14 protein-coding genes and 2 pseudogenes are annotated in these 15,243 nt (G+C 47.9%); 8 read left to right on the forward strand and 8 right to left on the reverse strand.

The window, feature by feature from the left end; translation table 11 throughout:
• The first annotated feature begins 120 nt into the window (after positions 1-120).
• The gene (locus IPI63_RS09540) at positions 121-1,344 is read left to right on the forward strand and encodes an MFS transporter (RefSeq protein ID WP_292478137.1); all 1,224 of its coding nucleotides are present in this window, start codon (positions 121-123) and stop codon (positions 1,342-1,344) included.
• A gap of 19 nt (positions 1,345-1,363) precedes the next feature.
• Here the strand turns inward: IPI63_RS09540 and IPI63_RS09545 are convergent, their stop codons facing one another.
• The 4 genes from IPI63_RS09545 to IPI63_RS09560 all read right to left on the reverse strand — a co-directional run bounded on the left by IPI63_RS09545 (position 1,364) and on the right by IPI63_RS09560 (position 4,233).
• Positions 1,364-1,768 (reverse strand): hypothetical protein, encoded by a 405-nt coding sequence (locus tag IPI63_RS09545; protein WP_292478139.1) that lies wholly within the window; start codon positions 1,766-1,768, stop codon positions 1,364-1,366.
• A 161-nt stretch (positions 1,769-1,929) separates the two neighbouring features.
• Positions 1,930-2,301: a hypothetical protein gene (locus IPI63_RS09550; RefSeq protein ID WP_292478222.1), complete on the reverse strand. Its 372-nt coding sequence runs from the start codon at positions 2,299-2,301 to the stop codon at positions 1,930-1,932.
• A gap of 213 nt (positions 2,302-2,514) precedes the next feature.
• Positions 2,515-3,669 carry a DUF2202 domain-containing protein gene (locus tag IPI63_RS09555; RefSeq protein ID WP_292478140.1) on the reverse strand — a complete coding sequence of 385 codons (1,155 nt, stop codon included), beginning with the start codon at positions 3,667-3,669 and terminating at the stop codon, positions 2,515-2,517.
• Positions 3,670-3,990: 321 nt separating this feature from the next.
• On the reverse strand, positions 3,991-4,233 hold the full coding sequence (locus IPI63_RS09560) for a hypothetical protein (protein ID WP_292478142.1): 243 nt from the start codon (positions 4,231-4,233) through the stop codon (positions 3,991-3,993).
• Positions 4,234-4,478: 245 nt separating this feature from the next.
• Between IPI63_RS09560 and IPI63_RS09565 the strand changes: the two genes are divergently transcribed.
• Positions 4,479-5,636: an MFS transporter gene (locus IPI63_RS09565; protein ID WP_292478145.1), complete on the forward strand. Its 1,158-nt coding sequence runs from the start codon at positions 4,479-4,481 to the stop codon at positions 5,634-5,636.
• Positions 5,637-7,467: 1,831 nt separating this feature from the next.
• Positions 7,468-8,408: pseudogene (locus tag IPI63_RS09570) on the forward strand (IS5 family transposase).
• A 103-nt stretch (positions 8,409-8,511) separates the two neighbouring features.
• Here IPI63_RS09570 and IPI63_RS09575 read toward each other — a convergent pair.
• The 3 genes from IPI63_RS09575 to IPI63_RS09585 all read right to left on the reverse strand — a co-directional run bounded on the left by IPI63_RS09575 (position 8,512) and on the right by IPI63_RS09585 (position 10,744).
• Entirely contained in the window at positions 8,512-9,606 is a 1,095-nt protein-coding gene (locus tag IPI63_RS09575) for an IS256 family transposase (RefSeq protein ID WP_292478146.1), read from the reverse strand.
• Positions 9,607-9,947: 341 nt separating this feature from the next.
• A complete protein-coding gene (locus IPI63_RS09580; protein WP_292478147.1) occupies positions 9,948-10,391 on the reverse strand; it encodes a hypothetical protein in 444 nt (147 codons plus the stop codon).
• The gene (locus tag IPI63_RS09585; protein ID WP_292478149.1) at positions 10,364-10,744 is read right to left on the reverse strand and encodes a hypothetical protein; all 381 of its coding nucleotides are present in this window, start codon (positions 10,742-10,744) and stop codon (positions 10,364-10,366) included. The genes IPI63_RS09580 and IPI63_RS09585 overlap by 28 nt, the downstream gene beginning before the upstream one ends.
• Before the next feature lie 200 nt (positions 10,745-10,944).
• On the opposite strand from IPI63_RS09585, the gene IPI63_RS09590 reads away from it, so the two are divergent.
• Both IPI63_RS09590 and IPI63_RS09595 read left to right on the forward strand, forming a co-directional pair.
• On the forward strand, positions 10,945-11,196 hold the full coding sequence (locus IPI63_RS09590; protein ID WP_292478151.1) for a hypothetical protein: 252 nt from the start codon (positions 10,945-10,947) through the stop codon (positions 11,194-11,196).
• 89 nt (positions 11,197-11,285) lie between these two features.
• The gene (locus IPI63_RS09595) at positions 11,286-11,987 is read left to right on the forward strand and encodes a transposase (protein WP_292478153.1); all 702 of its coding nucleotides are present in this window, start codon (positions 11,286-11,288) and stop codon (positions 11,985-11,987) included.
• Between the two features lie 329 nt (positions 11,988-12,316).
• Here IPI63_RS09595 and IPI63_RS09600 read toward each other — a convergent pair whose 3' ends face one another.
• Positions 12,317-13,174 (reverse strand): thermonuclease family protein, encoded by an 858-nt coding sequence (locus tag IPI63_RS09600; protein ID WP_214080112.1) that lies wholly within the window; start codon positions 13,172-13,174, stop codon positions 12,317-12,319.
• A 266-nt stretch (positions 13,175-13,440) separates the two neighbouring features.
• Here IPI63_RS09600 and tnpA point away from each other — a divergent pair.
• The 3 genes and pseudogenes from tnpA (at position 13,441) to IPI63_RS12975 (ending at position 15,131) form a co-directional block, all read left to right on the forward strand.
• Positions 13,441-13,905, forward strand: a pseudogene (tnpA, locus tag IPI63_RS09605) (IS200/IS605 family transposase).
• A gap of 387 nt (positions 13,906-14,292) precedes the next feature.
• Positions 14,293-14,922 (forward strand): hypothetical protein, encoded by a 630-nt coding sequence (locus tag IPI63_RS09610; RefSeq protein WP_292478155.1) that lies wholly within the window; start codon positions 14,293-14,295, stop codon positions 14,920-14,922.
• Complete coding sequence (locus IPI63_RS12975; protein ID WP_366850822.1) at positions 14,862-15,131, forward strand: hypothetical protein; 270 nt, start codon at positions 14,862-14,864, stop codon at positions 15,129-15,131. Before IPI63_RS09610 ends, IPI63_RS12975 begins: the two co-directional genes overlap by 61 nt.
• Positions 15,132-15,243 lie beyond the last annotated feature (112 nt).

A 15,243-nucleotide genomic window follows, 5' to 3' on the forward strand; every position in this document is an offset into this window, starting at 1 on the left:
ATGCTCTTGTCTCCTGCTATGAAAGCGATACAGCTATTGATTCATCAAAGAGCATTTTTTTCAAGAGATCGGATTAAGGGCTAATGAAAAATAGGGGGAGAATGGCATCCGTCCACAGGAATGATGGACCAGCATAAGCGAGAGAGGAGGCGGGCTCTTGGGGCAGTGATCGGCTGCTCAGCGGCCATCTTCTGGCCGGGGGCTCTCACCTTCGGCTTTCCCGGTGTGATGGCCCCGGCATGGCGGGAGATGTTCCAGGTCGGCAGCGGGGCCACTGGAGCGGCTCTGTTCTTCATGCTGGCAGCAGTGGGCATCAACATGTTCCTGGTGGGCCGCTGGCAGGAGCGGTATGGAATCAGAAGGATGATCTTTCTGGGGATTCTCCTCACTGCCTGCGGTTGCATCCTGGCGGCATATGCAGAATCGATTTTTATGGTCTATGCCTGGTCTTTTCTCAATGGAACTGCCTCATGCTTTGTTTACATCCCCGCCCTCACTCTGGTGCAGCATTGGTATCCCCACCGGAGGGGGCTGGTCTCAGGGACGGTGAGCATGGTCTTCGGGCTCGCCGCTGCCATCATGTCTCCTGTATTCGGGATGATGCTGCAATCCCTGGGCTACAGGAGTCTGGGCCTGCTCCTGGCTGCCCTTACCCTGGCTTCAGGCTTTATGGGCGCATACCTCGCCCGGGAGCCGGATTATACAGCCGGCTGGCAGTGGGGGAAGGGAGCCGGCACGGGAAGTGAGGAGAGGAATCGATCTTTGACAGTGAAGGAGACTCTTCACACTCGGAGCTTCTGGTTTCTCTGGATGACCTGGACCCTGGCCGGGGCGGCGGGTATCTCCATGACCGTCCTCTCCACAGGCTATGGATTATCCCTGGGCCTTCCCCTGGAGTCCTCAGTCCTCATCCTCACCGCCTTCAATCTGACCAATGGCACCGGCCGCCTGGCGAGCGGTTATCTCTCCGATCAATGGGGAAGAGCAAGGGTCATGAGCTTGGCCTTCCTGGCTGCAGCCCTGGCCTATTTTCTCTTTCCCCTGGCAGATGATCTGCCCTCGTCTGCAATCCTGGCGGCAGTGGTGGGATTTGCCTTCGGCACACTGTTTTCAGTATCAGCCCCCCTGGTGGCAGACTGCTTCGGCCTGGATCATTTCGGAGCCATATTCGGCCTTACCTTTGCCGCCTACGGATTTATCGCCGGGCCGCTGGGTCCCGCCCTCGCTGGACATCTGCTGGATCTGAATGGAGGCGACTTCGTCCCCGTCTTCCTCTATCTGGGAGCCTTCAGCCTGCTTGCCGCCCTCTCCATCAGGCAGGTGGTGCCCCCGCAGGATTATTGATGCAGAACGAGGATCAGGATCAGAACCGCACATCCACCTCCACCAGCTTTGCCCCCTGTTTTAAGGCCTCCTTGACTGATTCTTCATCCTTCATCAGGAAGATGCGCCACTCATCATTCTCAATCCGGGCTAAGGAGTTCTTCAGCACCCAGGAGTATCTGCTCTTGCGGCTCAATTTTACCACATAACCGCGAGAGTCCTCTATCGCTTTGACTGCAAATCCCCTTCTCTCCAGGAGCTTTGCCACCAGATTCCTCTCCCCAGGGGTCTTGAGAATGAATCGAAACTCATTCCGGTCATAGTAGCTGGCAAGCTCTCGAAATGTCTCTTTGTCCTCGAAGAAATGTTTGAAAGCCCAGTAGCTGCCCGCCCTTATTATGGTGATCTCTCTCTTTGAAGCGGCAGGCAGGTCTCTCCTGCTCAAGGCTCGGGCTCCGATATGTCTACCATATCTATCTACCACCACACCAGGCTGCCATATCTGTCTATCCACTGGGCTGCCGCATCTGTCTATCCGCCGGACTGCCGCATCTATCTATCAGCCGGACTGCCATATCTGTCTATCAGCCGGGCTGCCGCATCTGTCTAATCCTCTTCCAGCCGGCAGAAGGTGCAGCTATGATGCCAGATCGGCTCGACACAGATCTGGATGGGGTTCTCGCTGGCATAATTGCCTTCAGTGATATCCTGGATGAACCTGCGCACCTCATCTGAGGACATCCCCCGGGGCCTGATCCTTCCCACCTCACGGCCGTGGACACCTTGATGCCCCTCAGTCTTGTCCACAGTGGCGGCGGCATATTCGGGATCGTCCTCGCTATCTCCATCTCCCAGAAAGAGATGGTTTCCATGGTAGAAGCCATAGCAAATAGGCCAATGATGGTTGGTCATAGCCTCCACCAGATCGTCCTCAGCTTCCAGTTCCTTGAATGAGAATACGCGGTCGGGATGCTTCATAATCTTCACCTCCCTGGGCAATGATAGCCCGGCATTAAATAGTTTCTCAGGGCAGGAAGGCTGCAATTATTGCAGATACTGCTCCTGAATGTGGAATGGAGCACTTGAAGCAATGAACAGGGCGCCCGGCGGCTGTCGCGCCTCGATATGCCGTTCCATCCAGGGCGCCATTGCTGATCAGCCAGATCGCTTTGCTGCTCTCTCTCCTTCCATCTAGGCCTTCACCGTCTCCTCAAACTCCTTCATCTCAAGATGCCGCGGCTGGTAGTCTATTCCCTGGCTGTGAAGATCAGTCACATAAGAGCGGAGGTGCTTTCTTGAGCCGGCCAGGAGTCCCTGATACATGGTCCTGACATCCTCGCTCTCAGCTACTGCCAGCTCAGCCTCCAGGTCCATGATGCTTATCTCCTCAAATTCTGCTGCCGCCCTCAGCGCCCCCTCAATGGAGGCTGATCCCTCTGCCAAAAGGCGGTCGTGGATCTCCTGCAGTGTCTTGTTTTCGAACAATCCCGGCACATCTTCTGGAAGGGCAAGGCCATGCTTATCGATCACCGCCTTAGCCTGGTCCATGTGGCTCTGCTCTGATCTGGTCAGGTCCAGGAAGATGGTGAGATTGTTCTTCTCGTACAGAGATGAGTAGATGTCTCTTGCTGCCTTCTCCTCCTCCCAGATGAATACAAGCCCCTCTATCTCTCTTGGGCTGAGCCCTCCCAGGACAGAAGCAGCTGCCACCTCGCCCTGACTGGTCAGGGTGAGGATGCCCTCGCCATAGGCCACATTGTGCTTCTGGCTGATGTCAGGATTGTCAGAGAGCGCCCATATGATGGAGATCGCCTGTCCTGGGGAGAAGGACTTGTCGAACCGGTCAGAGGTCTTGAGCTTTCTTTTCAGCTCGATTATGGTTCTTCCGTCCGATTCCCTTCCCGCATACTCCTCTATATCGTCAGTGCCGCCCAGCATGGTATCCTCGATATGAGGGCCATAGTTGCCTGTGCAGTACTCGTCCAGCACCACGGCCCGGCCATTGTCCACTGAGGCCAGGATTATGTCTGAGTCCTTCATCCACTCCAAAGGCTCAAATCCCAGAGCTATCCAGCCGGTGGTGCTGCCGTTCAGGGCGAGATAGAGATACTCATCATCATTCCTCCAGGAGATCTGCATATTCCCGCCGCTATAACCCTGTCTGGGCGGGGCCTGGAGGAGCATGCTGCGGCTGTATTCCCCCTCGCTGACTATTCCATCGGCCTTCCATTCCATTGTGGCATCCTGCTCTGAGACCACTGGGGCCTCCGGGCGCTCGATGCAGCCCGAAAGGAGCAGAAGGAAAAGCAGGAAAAACGGGAAGATGATAACATTGATCGCCTTCATACTCAAACACCATTAAGGACTGGTGGACTGCAAACTATATCAGGCTATTCTACTCGGGTTCTCCGCCCAATGGCAAACCCAATGGCAAGCAAAACATAGATATACAAAAACATCATTATTAATAGTTGTGATTCCACATGATGAGGCTCGTCATTGCATTCATTCTCTTATGGCTGCTGGCCGCCTGGATTCTCGTCTGGCCGAGAAGAGCAACCAAAGCATAATCCATTCAGAAGGCCAACATATGGGCTCTGGATGAGAGCAACCGTAGCGCTTCTCATCTCCCTCCTCCTCTTCCTCCTCCTCTTCACCTTCCGCTCTCTAGCCCCTCCTTCTCCTTTCTACCACCTCCCTTCTCCCTTTCCGCTTTCTCCTCTCTGCCTCTCCTCTCTGCCCCTCCTCTCTGCCCCTCCTCTCTGCCCCTCCCCTCTGCCCCTCCTCTCTGCCCCTCTCCTCTCCGCCTTCTCCCTTCTGTCTCCTCCCATCTCCCTTCCCCTTTCTGCTTTCTTCCCTCCATCTCTCCTCTCTGCCTTCCCCGTTCTTCTCTTTGCCTTCTCCCTTCACGAGGCAAAGGGTTTTACTATACAGAGAGATGATTTTCGCCCATGATATTGTATTCATCTGGAAGCTGCTATCTGGAGCAGATGATAAGCAGTGCAGCGGTTGAGATTGCTTGCGCCTCTATCCGGATGGCGAGGAGGATCCCGGATGGCCTTCCAGGTGGATTGATCATAGAGCCCTCAAATCCTTTTCTTTCCGAGCGGCAGATGACATTCAGGGCATTTTAGATCACTGGTGGTTGGACTGCATTGTCAGCTCCGGATAAGAGGATGAACATCCTTCTGCTGGGCTTTGTCAGCTTTCTTAACGACATCAGCAGCGAGATCATCCAGCCCATCCTTCCTCTCTTTATCGCCCAACTGGGAGGAGGCAGCATGGCAGTGGGCCTGATCGGCGGGGTGAGCGATGGCTTGCCCAGCATACTCAAGCTCCTCTCAGGATGCTGCTCCGATCGTTTGGGCAGGAGAAAGCCGCTGGTGGTGGCCGGTTATGCCCTCTCGGCAGCAGGCAAGATCTTCCTTCCCTTTTCCTCCGCCTGGCAGCATGTCTTCCTGCTCAAGACAGTGGAGAGGAGCGGCAAAGGGGTGAGGTCCGCCCCCAGGGATGCCATGATATCCGAGTCCGCAGATGAGAAGAACAAGGGGCGAGGCTTCGGCCTGCACCGGGCTATGGATTCGGCAGGCGCTGTCGTCGGCTCGCTTCTGGCCTATCTCCTCTGGCAGGGAGGATACAGCTACTCCTCCATTCTGATGCTGGCAGGGATTCTCTCAATAGTGGCATTGATTCCTTTTATCAAGGTGAAAGAGAGCTTCTCAGGTTCTGAATGCAGCATCAGACTGAATCTCTCCGCCCTATCCCCTGAGCTTAAGGCCTTCCTTTTCATAGCCTGCCTCTTCGCCCTGGGCAACTTCAGCTATATGTTCTTCATCCTCCGCGCTCAGGCCCATTTCTCCGGATCTATGGCAGTGGCAGCGCCCATTCTCCTCTATCTGCTCTTCAATCTGGTCTATGCCCTCCTGGCCATGCCAGCGGGGATATGGTCGGATCGGGTGGGGAGAAGAAGGGTCCTCTTCCTGGGGTACTCCCTTTTTGCCCTTACCGCCATCGGATTTGCTTCTATCTCCAGCCTCTGGGGCCTGATCGTCCTCTTCGCCCTTTACGGCCTGGTATATGCCCTGGTGGACGGCTCGGAGAGGGCCTATATCTCCGACCTCTGCCCAGCCGGGCTGAGAGGAAGCTCTTTAGGGATATACTACGGTTTGGTGGGGGTGGCATCCATCATCTCCAGCCTGCTCGCTGGGGCCCTGTGGTCCCTCTGGGGTGCTGAGGCCTCGTTTCTTTATGGCGCCGCTGCTGCAGCACTGGCAGCGGGGGGGATGATGGTGATGATGAGAAGGGAGCGATGATCATCTGTCTGAGATGCGCAAGCCGGGCTGCATTGCATTATCTCTCTGCAGGCAGCCCTCACATCCACTGCCCCACCCGCCTTCCACTTCTAGATATGGCTGGCGGCGATCACTGCCCAGGCGCGGGTCATAGAGGGCTGCAGCCGCAGCCGGCAAGCCATGAAGCAGATCTAGTGCCATGCCGTAGCGCCGGATGGGGGCCCGTACCTTCACGATGGCGAGCAAGCCGCTGAGGATGCGGGGCATAGGGGGGGGGAGCGGCTCGGTGGAGGTGATGGGCGAAGGGGCCCGTAAGCCAGACAGATCGGAATGATCCGTTGGCGGTGATGGTTTTGGGATGCGATATATTAATGCAAGAATTCTTCAGGCGGGCCTAGCTGAAAGCTTGGATAATATTTTAGGAGATCCAGGCTGTCATCGAGGCTGATTCGAAACCATGAAGGCTGTCTTTTTCTGGGCGCCGCGGGTCGCTCCTCCGGGATGCTGATGAAGGGGCCCCATATAGCCAGACAGATCGGAATGAGGATGTCGATGGTTTTAGGTTGCGATATATTAATGCAAAAATTCTTCAGGCGGGCCCGGCTGAAAGCTTGGATAATATTTTAGAAGATCCAGGCTGTCATCGAGGCTGATTCGAGACCATACAGGCTGTTTTTTCTGGGCGCCGCGATTCGCCCCTCCGGGATGCAGGTGAAGGGGCCACACAAAGCCAGACAGATCGGAATGAGGATGTCGATGGTTTTGGGATGCGATATATTAATGCAAAAATTCTCCAGGCGGGCCCGGCTGAAGGTTGGAATAATATTTAAGAGATTCAGGCTGTTATCGAGGCTGATTCGAAACCATGAAGGCTGTCTTTTTCTGGGCGCCGCGAGTCGGCCCTTCGGGCCTCCCGCGCTAATGCCCTGGGCCCCTCAACGCCGGGGAGGCTTGGATTCAATCGGAACTAGCCGTTGATCGGTTCGAAATGAAACAATACAAACATTGAGTGTATGTAAAATGAACGTGCAATGTGAAAATTGATGAGAAGATATAATGCCATCATATTTTATAATTGGTGTTAAATTCTTAAGATGGACTGGGCCACGACTTTTCAGCCATGGATACAGCCGCCATCTTTCGGCCTTTACTGCTATCGAAAAAAAGCCGATTTTCACGAACCTCCTTGACTTATACCTATATCTTAATGGAGTTGACCTTGTCAAAGAGGCTTTTTCGATATGCTCTGACGTTTCACGCACCTCCCAGGGTTTCAGACACCACCCAGGTGCGTGAAACAGGGACGTTCTCCGTCCCAGAAATCCATCCGTCTGGCCCGGATGGCCCTGCTGGGGCAGGGGCCTGCTCCCAAATTAAGCAGTTTTATTCTTATTTCTTAATGTTTAAATCTGTTACGGTTGCTTTTTCTGACGATCAGACGACAGTCGCTCCTCGTTCCGATTCTTGCGGAGTGACTCCGATAGATCCGGCTCTGCCCATAACCGTACCATCCTCCGGTCCAAGGTCAATAATCATAATCCTATCCTGATCATGTCTTATTAACTCAAACAGTGCAGCCTCCGTCTCACCGGTGAGGGCCGATCATCCTGATATCACCACAGGGAAAACAATGGCACATTTGCTGCAAATAAGTTGCCTGGAGCTGGAACTTAAGTATTATAACTCGTAAAACCTCAGAAAATATCGCATATTGATGGTTTCAGGGTTGTTATATATTAATACAAAAATTCTCTGGACGGGCCTGGCTGAAAACTTGAATAATATTTTAGAAAACTTCGAAAAACCTTTTTAATCGATAACTATAAACATTATTATTAGTATATAATATTTTATGAGAAGCCTCACTGATTTTGCCCTTCGTCTGGAATACGAACGGGTCAAAGATCTTGGAGATAAGCTGGTCGATATTGGGGGTAGATTGAATTGGGAAGAGTTCAGAGCGCTGCTTGAAGCTATGTACAAGAACAATACCGAACGCGGCGGCCGACCACATCTCGATGTGATCGTGATGCTCAAGTCACTTTTCATTCAACAGCTTTACAGCCTATCCGATGAGCAGCTTGAACGGGAAATTGCCGATCGCATCTCGTTTAGAGTGTTTCTTGGCACAACGGAGATTGTTCCAGATTCCACAACAATATGGAAGTTCAGAGAACGCCTTGCTGAAATCGGTACAGACCAGAAAATATGGACTGAGATGCAAAGGTAGCTTGATGCCATGAAACTCAAGGTGCATAAGGGAATCATGCAGGATGGCACATTCATAACCGCTGATCCTGGCTATGCCAAAGCAGATACTCCTCGTGGCGATGAAGCCAAGACCAGACGAAGTATGGAGCGTGGGCAAAGAAAGGAGCCAAATCCTTTTTCGGCTACAAGCTGCATGATGCCATGAACGAAAAATTTGGTTTGGTTGGAAGGATTGAGGTCATAGCTGCCGATGTCCATGATAGTCAAGTAGATTTAGCAGAAGAAGGTGAAGTTCGATATGCTGATAAAGCATATTTCTGAGCCAAGACAAAGGGATATGATGCAGCAATGAAAAAGGCAACGAGGAGCCATCCTTTGAGTTACAAAGATGAAATGCACAACAAGCGGATCACCAGAAAAAGATCGCCTGTCGAGAGGTTCTATGCTTTCATCAAGTGTGTCTGCAAGGCAGAACGTGTCACTGTTACTGTGATTCCAAAGGTTAGAGTCAAGATGGTAATCAAAGGTATCGCTTTCAATGCTTATCATTTGGCTTCGGCCAAATGCAAATTGCAGGCGTAGCGAAAGCTATCGAAAAATTATGAAAAAACCGATGAGAATGAGAAATTCCGGTAGCGTGCCATAATTGCTGTAAATTCGCAGTGGCCCCGTATCCTGATTCTACTCACTCCTCCAAAGATAAATACCTATTACCTGTTATCCAATCCTCATTGATATCCATCATGATGCAAACCGCTACTCTCAGGAGCGATTGATCATTCGAATATGCTCCTGATACGCGACTTCTTCGTTTCAGTTCCTTGTTGATCCTTTCCAGGACGTTGGTAGTCCGAATCCGCCTCCAGTGCTGTCTAGGAAACGATTTGTAGTTCCAAAGATCAAATCTGAAGCTATCAATCGTGTCTGCTGACTTTTTGGCTCCTCTATCATCAAGAATGACTGCCAGCTCCTGCATCTTGCACTCATCATCAAGAGAATCCTTCAGCATATAAGCAACCTCTTTTTTATCTTTCTTAGGTATGTTCTTGAGCACGGCTCTCATGAAATGAACATTACACATCTGCCAGGAAGCTCCTAAAAATTCTTTCTGCACAGCTGCCTGTATCCCTTTGTGACCATCGGATGTCACTAATTTGACACCTTTAAGCCCTCTCGCCTTCAAGCTTTCAAAGCAATTTTCCCAACAAGATGCATCTTCGCTTGCGGCGACTTCAGCACTTAGAATCTCGCGATAACCATCATCATGAATACCGGTAACGATAAGCAGTGCCTTGTTTACATACCGTCTCTCATCCCTGACTTTGAAATAGCTTGCATCCAGGAACAAGTACGGAACTGGTCCTTCGATCGGCCTGTTTAAAAATTCCTGTACCTGTTTATCTAACTTTTTCGAGATTCTTGATACTTCAGAAGGTGAGATATTTTCTAATCCGAATTCAGAGAACACTTTTTCGACTTTTCTTGTTGTCACTCCCGCGAGATGAGATTCAGCAACAGCGATTCTAACAGATTCTTCTACTCGAGAATATCTCTCGAAGACAGTGGTCTTGAACGGGAATTCTCTGATTTGAGGTTTTTCAAGCTCGATTTCACCGTGAATAGTCTTGAGCTTTCGCGGTCGTGTTCCATTCCTGTGCGCCTTTCTCTTGCCAGTGCGTTCATAGGGGCGGGCCTGGATCTGGTTCTCTGCTTCCTGCTGCATTACCTCATTTAAGAGCGTGGTGGTTAGCTTCTTCATGCACTCTTTCCGATCTTTCACCTACGGGGAAAGAGTCCCGATCACAATCGGGACATCGACAAGATAATCATCTGCTAAGTCAATTATATTCATGGCTCTGTGTCCCTCCTGAGTTTTGCGACTTGGGGATACAGGGCCAATTATAATACCACGTAGAATAACTTGTTGCCATCTCGCGGACAGCAAGTCGTTTTCCGCTACGGAATATTACTGAAAATTTTACAGCAAAATCGTCACGCTACGAGAAATCGGATTAAGAGATTTGATTAAGAGATCGGATTAAGAGATTGGATTAAGAGATTGGATTAAGAGACTGAAATAAGAGTTGTGAATAAGAGTGTGAGATCGGAGCCTTCCTCCGCTCACCTGAAGCCCTCGATGAAGCTCTTTATGCACCATCCCAGGTCCGGGTGATATCCCCCCTCCAACAGGGCGAACCTCCTTCCCCTGCACTTCTCCTCCGCCCCTTCCCGGATGGCCCTGCCGATCTCCTTATAGTCCTCGATCTTTAAGAGTCCTCCCCAGTCCTCCAAGTAGGTGTCAAAGCCGGCGGAGACTCCCACAATATCGCAGTCGAAGCCCAGGAAGGCCTCCTTTACCTGGGCCAGATACCGGCTCTGATCCATCTTCAGATACTCAAAGCTCTCGTCAACCGACCAGGGATTGACGATCTTCACATTGCTATCTGCCCGGAAGATGCTCACTGTACCATCGCCAAAGTGAAGATCGATATCGATTATCAGCACCCGTTTCGCTTTGGGCCTGATCTTCTGTACTGCTATGGCCATGTTATTGAAATAGCACATTCCCCAGGCCCTGTTGGCTGATGCATGATGCCCTGGCGGCGGATAAGGGCAAAGGCAGGCTCACCCTCTAAAGAGAGCTCAGCAGCACATATAGCCCCTCCGGCGGCAAGGGCAGCGGCATCATAAAGCCCCGAGCTCTTCACCCGTTCGATATGTCCAATCCCATGCACCCTGGCGATATCCTCAAGACTTGCCGCCAGGGGCTCGATGAACTGGAACTCTCCCAGCATTGCCGCGGGGAGGGCGACTCTGTCAGCATTCTCCACCGGGTTTGTCGGATACCGTCTCTCCATCTCCCTGCTATAGACTATCTTCACAGTATTCTCACAGCCTGAGGATTGATCTTTTGCCACTTATATAATACCCCTCTCCTAAAATCTATTTTATCTTAGGGCTTCATTCGAGCTGAATTCAAATTTAACTTACAAATTTAGAATATTTTTTTGATTAAACTCAGGAGAATGTTCAAAATACGAATTCAAGTAGTTATGAAGACTATTAAGTAATTTGGACACCTAATATCAGGTTGCACAACCAAAGGAGGTTGGATATTATGTTGTCTCCCTTAATTCCTGATATCCGGCATCCAAAATGGATTATAGTCGTCAAATTACTTGAGATTATCGCTTCTCCAAGAGCTAATAAAATCGCGGGTAGATTAAAAACATATGACAAAGATAAATTTTTATTGTCAATCAAAGTCTTAATCCTATCGGATCTATTTGAAAGAGATATTTCAAGGCTTGTTTCCGAAATAAATGATTATATTGCTTTAAAGAGGTTTTTAGGATTAATTCAAAGGTAAAAGCAAATGAAATATAAAAGATGCAGTCAAATCTCGATTATGAATTGATTTTCACGTTTTTTAAAAGATTATTTCAGCCTAGAAAGAGATTGAGGGATAAAAAGGTAGAAACAGTAATTATTGACACTAGTTCTATCGCTATCGACCTTAATTTGTGGAGAAACCGATATAGAATTGGTAAGGGAGATAAAGAATATAAATATTCATATAGTCCATCTATAGGATATTATGTCGGATTTAAGTTGATTTTGGCAATAAATCAGGATAATGAGCTCCTGGGGTTTGAAATTTTCAAAAACTCGCCCAATGACTCTAAAATGCTTATTCCTTTCCTCGATAAGCTATATCGCTCCAGAATTATCAAATCGGAAGATATAATCATCTGTGATAAGGGTTTTACGTCAAAAAACAATTATCAGACTATCATCAATAGATTTAATATCGTTCCGATCATATATCCCAGGAAAAACACAAATTTAGAGAAGATAATTCATAACCTAAATTCACCTTTGGATTTGTTTTTTTATAAAAAATATAATTGGGCCATTTGGAAACGAACTGTAGTTGTTTTCAAAAAACTAATCTATGAATGGGAGAGTTTCAAGATAATAAGGTCGAATATTGAAGATTTCTTTAATATAGCTAAGAATTTTCTAGGAATGAACCGAAACCATCAATATACGAAGGTTAGCATCGAAAAGAGGGTTGCCCGAATAATTTTCTTGACCCAAACGTTGATTTGTTTGTTGGATGATCTAAATATTGATAAAAGGGCCATACCATATTGGTGATCTTGGGAGAGGGGTATAATACTTCGTAGAATAACTTATTGCCATCTCGCGGACAACAAGTCGTTTTCCGCTACGGAATATTACTGAAAATTTTACAGCAAAATCGTCACGCTACCGAAATTCCAAAGATGAGAATAGGGAAAACTAGATCGAAAACGCAAAAATATTGGCGATGTTCGTTATGGGGACCATCAACGTTAAGTTAATCGGAATTCTCTAAAGCATATCGGAAAAAATAGGAGGATGAGGATGGATCTTATTATTGATTATTGCATCGCTTTGGAATCTGCGCGAAGCACAACCGCCCAAAGATCGATTGATGATCGTCCTCAGCTCTTTTTGCAGAACACCTTGTCCAGGAATATCAGGTTCTCAGGGGGCTCGGTCAATCTGACCCGGTCTCCTTTCACATCAACCACAGCATCCAGCCTGGTGAAGTGCACCTGAGATATCCTGACCAGGGGCTCGCAGCGGGCTGAGAGGTGATCGCGAAAGCCGTTCATCATCCCTCCTTCGCCCATGTAGTCAACCAGGCGGCGGAAGAGCTTGGGGAGAATGACCACATCCTCAGTCAGCGGATCCATGCAGGGGACAGAGAAACCCTTCGTAGTCAGGTCATACGGCCAGACCCCCCGTCCCTCGGATCTGGCGCGGGCCATGGCCCGGGTGAGAGGAAGGCGGAGGTCGGAGAAGAGGCCGTTGTAATAGGTGGGATAGGCCAGGCCACGGGAGATGAGGCTGTAATTGAGGCTTCGCTTCAGCATCGACTCATCCAAAAGGACCTCAGAGCCGTCCCTCTGTTCGATTCCGTCAGCAAAGACGAATGCGACAGGCCGTCGGTAAGCCTCAGTGCTCCTGGCTAGGATACAGCCTTCTGTCCCATCCCGGGCCTTTATCACCCTGCTCTGCCTCTCGTCCCATATCAGTTCATCTATTCCCAGATATGATAGCAGATGCCGGCAGGCTGCTTTTGCCAGCTTCATCGGCTGGTGATATCCCTGATAATGGGTCTCTAGGGCATCTATCGCCTCTATCCTCAACTGAGCATGTCCGCGAGCATTCAACTCTACTGCTGGGCCAGAGAGCTTCTTCCAGTTATCAGGATTCCTAGCCCGAAAGCGGATTGAGTCGCCGTCAGGGCTGTATCCCTTAACATGAAATGTCCCTTTTATTAAGAAGAAAGCCATTCATACCATCCCAAGTGCTCTTTAAATTAACAGTATAGTATTATTTTTAGGATTTAAAGTTTATCCTTCATTTAGTGGTATAGCGTTAATTACAACGGGAGTGCAGAGGGTCGCGAATACCCCGACCTTCAGGTCGGGGATGAAGTGAACCCTCGCCTCTTCTTTTCTGTTATCTAATTCAATAAACCGTTCCTTCTTTTAAAATGAGGCCTTTAAGCACCTTAGCCACAGGTGGTGCCAGCCACCTATGGCCAGGGATGATAAGCTTGGAGTTGCGCAGTTTTAGCCATGGCTATGGTCAGATAACCTACCACATCGTACTGGTGCCTAAGTACCGATACAGAATATTCTACGATAGGCAAGTTAAAAAGGATTGCGAGTTGATCCTTAGAAATATTTGCATGGAGCAAGGCTACAAGATTCATGCAATGGAAATTGTAGAGGATCACGTTCACTTGTTCCTGGAATTCCACCCAAGCATATCTCTATCAAGAGTTGTTCAATACTTGAAAGGAGGCAGTCCTTATCGATTGTTCAGACTTCATCCTGAATTGAAAAAACGCTATTGGGGTGGAAATCTATGGTCAAGTGGCAAATTTTTTCGTCCTGTAGGAAATGTGACTGCTGACACAATGGCGCACTATATTATGTAGTCTCAAGGAAAAGCTGTAATAGAGGTCCGATTGTGCAAGTCAAGGGCTTCAGGTCAAAGAAGACTGGATGATTTCTGAATTCCGGAGAACGGCAGCGCGCGGCCCGAAGCATACTCCGTCGCTTTAGGGCGGGGTGGCCGCGTGCAGTTTGATTTTAATCCTCTTAGTCGAAAAACGAACCACTTCATGCTCTAAATGAGCTAAAATTAAAAATATATATAAATAATATAATCAATAAAAATTGAGGAAAGCTTGGAAAGAATAGATTATTAATACCCCTCTCCTAAAATCTATTTTATCTTAGGGCTTCATTCGAGCTGAATTCAAATTTAACTTACAAATTTAGAATATTTTTTTGATTAAACTCAAGGGGATGTTCAAAATACGAATTCAAGTAGCTATGAAAACTTTTAAGTAATTTGGACACCTAATATCAGGTTGCACAACCAAAGGAGGTTGGATATTATGTTGTCTCCCTTAATTCCTGATATCAGGCATCCAAAATGGATTATAGTCGTCAAATTACTTGAGATTATCGCTTCTCCAAGAGCTAATAAAATCGCGGGCAGATTAAAAATATATGACAAAGATAAATTTTTATTGTCAATCAAAGTCTTAATCCTATCGGATCTATTTGAAAGAGATATTTCAAGGCTTGTTTCCGAAATAAATGAAAATATTGCCTTAAAGAGGCTTTTAGGGATTAATTCAAAGGTAAAAGCAAATGAAATATACAAGATGCAGTCAAATCTCGATTATGAATTGATTTTCACGTTTTTTAAAAGATTATTTCAGCCTAGAAAGAGATTGAGGGATAAAAAGGTAGAAACAGTAATTATTGACACTAGTTCTATCGCTATCGACCTTAATTTGTGGAGAAACCGACATAGAATTGGTAAGGGAGATAAAAAATATAAATATTCATATAGTCCATCTATAGGATATTATGTCGGATTTAAGTTGATTTTGGCAATAAATCAGGATAATGAGCTCCTGGGGTTTGAAATTTTCAAAACTCGCCCAATGACTCTAAAATGCTTATTCCTTTCCTCGATAAGCTATATCGCTCTAGAATTATCAAATCGGAAGATATAATCATCTGTGATAAGGGTTTTACGTCAAAAAACAATTATCAGACTATCATCAATAGATTTAACATCGTTCCGATCATATATCCCAGGAAAAACACAAATTTAGAGAAGATAATTCATAACCTAAATCCACCTTTGGATTTGTTTTTTTGTAAAAAATATAATTTGGCCATTTGGAAACGAACTGTAGTTGCTTTCAAAACTAATCTATGAATGGGAGAGTTTCAAGATAATAAGGTCGAATATTGAAGATTTCTTTAATATCGCTAAGAATTTTCTAGGAATGAACCGAAACCATCAATATACGAAGGTTAGCATCGAAAAG

The organism is Methanothrix sp. (assembly GCF_016706325.1).
Lineage (GTDB): Archaea > Halobacteriota > Methanosarcinia > Methanotrichales > Methanotrichaceae > Methanothrix.